The 2,344-nt window shown below is 44.6% G+C and carries 4 protein-coding genes and 1 pseudogene; 1 reads left to right on the top strand and 4 read right to left on the bottom strand.

What is annotated here, in order from left to right:
- From ACTBDZ_RS17110 to ACTBDZ_RS17095, 4 genes are all read right to left on the bottom strand, one after another.
- Positions 1-327 (bottom strand): replication protein (locus ACTBDZ_RS17110; RefSeq protein WP_438816182.1); only part of this gene is annotated, 327 nt, incomplete at its 3' end.
- Positions 314-478 carry a hypothetical protein gene (locus tag ACTBDZ_RS17105; protein ID WP_438816027.1) on the bottom strand — a complete coding sequence of 55 codons (165 nt, stop codon included), beginning with the start codon at positions 476-478 and terminating at the stop codon, positions 314-316. The genes ACTBDZ_RS17105 and ACTBDZ_RS17110, both read right to left, overlap by 14 nt.
- Positions 479-511: 33 nt before the next feature.
- Entirely contained in the window at positions 512-790 is a 279-nt protein-coding gene (locus ACTBDZ_RS17100; RefSeq protein WP_438816181.1) for a CII family transcriptional regulator, read from the bottom strand.
- Positions 791-1,036: 246 nt separating this feature from the next.
- A complete protein-coding gene (locus ACTBDZ_RS17095; protein ID WP_438816180.1) occupies positions 1,037-1,264 on the bottom strand; it encodes a helix-turn-helix transcriptional regulator in 228 nt (75 codons plus the stop codon).
- 76 nt (positions 1,265-1,340) lie between these two features.
- On the opposite strand from ACTBDZ_RS17095, the pseudogene ACTBDZ_RS17090 reads away from it, so the two are divergent.
- Positions 1,341-1,574, top strand: a pseudogene (locus ACTBDZ_RS17090) (helix-turn-helix domain-containing protein); the annotation flags it as partial.
- Between the last annotated feature and the right edge of the window lie 770 nt (positions 1,575-2,344).

Genomic DNA, 2,344 nt, shown 5'->3' with positions numbered 1-2,344 from the left:
GTTTTTATTTGGCCCAAACCGGTTACCCTGCTGCTTGAGAAGCCCCATTCTGACAAGCTCTAACTTTGCCTCATTGCAGCGCTTAACAGGCAATCTGGCGATTGCTGATATCTGCGAGTCGCTTATCCTGTCCATGGTTTTATTCCATCCATAAGTGAGCCTCAGAACTGCCAGAAGCACCTTGAACTGACGCTTTGTTAGGTCTGCCCCGGCGTATTCTTCAAGAAGCATGTTTGCCAGCTTAGCGTAACCATCTTCGAGATCCGCCACACGATGCTCCGTAACCTCTTGTGATGAATGAACCAGTTTTAGATTAGGTGCGACCATCTTTTTTCACCCTCGATTTAGCCAGTCTGAAAACATTGATGAGCCGCTCAGCGAACGGCTTGTTATTGACGGCAGCAACAACTAATCCATCAGGTGAATCTGGGTGCGCCCGTTCCTCTCTCTGCTTGAAATTCCGGCTGTTTCGTGCCATAATCTCTCCTGAAATCAATTTGTTGTTGCATTTCTAAGCCGGAAAAGTGCTTCCCCACTGACCGGCTTTTTCTTTGGTCAGATACCCCGCCAGCCGTTTGGCTAACTCAGCCATTTCATCATCGGCAATACCGTAGTTCAGCACGGCTAACATCATGCTGACCTGTCGAAACAGACCGTTCTTCCAGCGACTGACCTGGTACTCCGGTACGTTCATGGCGGCGGCAAAGGCTTTCTGTCCCATCAGGGCTAACTTGTTGAGTAATGCCGACTCGATGTGAGCGGCTTTCTTGCTTTGTGTTGCAGGGTTCATGTGTGATACTTTCCTTGTTGAAAAAAATAGGTTATCGGATGCGCGTGTAGAAACACGGCACCTGTGTTTTGGCAATCAACAGACGTGACGAAGCCGTGAGGCAGTCACAGTGAGTGTGTTACTGTGGGATGTTGAGTTCGCCACGTTGTCGGTGGCTTCCGTAGGACGACTGTCCGTTGTAAAGAGCGGTGCTGCTGGTTAGAGTGATTCGTTCAGGTTAGAGTGATTCGTTCAGTAAATTGATGATTAAGCTAATAATAGCCTTTGCTTACTGATAGTTAGAAGCGATTGTGCTTGGTATCTTCCTCCAGAAATGATCTCTATCGTTTCGGCATAATTTGTTTTCCCGAAAAACTCAGTTTTGGGTAAAAAACCATTTTTGAGCCACTTGTATACAGCTCGCTCGCTGACTCCACAAGCCATGGCAACTTCGGGAATGCCAACCGTTTTGATGATTGATTCCAAGGAGTTCATAGTCAGTTCCTTTCGTACTTTAAGTACACACATTAATTGAACTGAAAGTTTTTTCAAGCGATTTAATATAGAACTTATGGTTCAAAATGAAAAATTGCGTGTAGAATTCTCACATCGGCTTGCGCAGGCCTGTAAGGATGTCGGATTAGAAACTCATGGTAGAGGGCAGTTTATAGCCCGAGCTTTGGGAGTAACATCTAAAGCTGTGAGTAAATGGCTGAATGCGGAGTCTATCCCGCGTCAGGACAAACTTAATAAGCTTGCAAACCTTTTGCAGGTCGATGCTATATGGCTCCAACATGGGAATAACAGTGTAAAATCTGAGCAGTCAAAGCAGCATACTCATTACCTTACCCCGGAACAAGATGAACTGATCCGCACTTTCGAGGCGCTCCCCAAAGATAAACGAGATCGTTTCATGGCAGAAATGAAGGCTATGAAAGCACATTATGATGCATACTTTGAAGAACGACTTAGGGATACCAACTATAAAGCATCATAAAAATCGGTCGTGACTTAGTATTCCTGTAGCTATATTACGGTTTATATAAACGCATCCTATTTACCGGAACATTCATTATTTTGATGTTTACCAGTAGGTTACAGCTTTTCACTCCTCTTGATTAACCCAAAGTTGTTACCCACCTTGATAGTGAAAAAATCAAATTTCTTTTATATCAATAACATATTATTTTTCTAGTAAGCAAAAAATAAATGTACTTTTGCGCTTGCTTATTTAGTACTTTTAGTTCAATATAATTTCCATCAACCCACCAGACAGCTACAAGCAGACGGTGGAACACCAACCCGCAACGGCAATACCCCGGCAGGCAAGACCTCGAGTTACCCGCCGATTGCCTGAGAGTAAGTAGCCAGCCCGAGGCTAACGAACATGACGGCGGTTGGGATAGCTAACGAGAGAGGATGAGAGATGCAAAAAATTCTACCTAATGTGTACATCCGTCATTCCGCACCTACTTTAAGAATAAATTCGACGGTATCGCTCGCCGAGAACATCAACGATGGTCTTGTGAACAGAATTGAGGTTGGATACTTGTGGTGGTCTGTCACCAATACTGA

Source organism: Symbiopectobacterium sp. (assembly GCF_051710365.1).
Classification (GTDB): domain Bacteria; phylum Pseudomonadota; class Gammaproteobacteria; order Enterobacterales; family Enterobacteriaceae; genus Symbiopectobacterium.
This window is presented reverse-complemented; position numbering and strand designations above follow the sequence as displayed.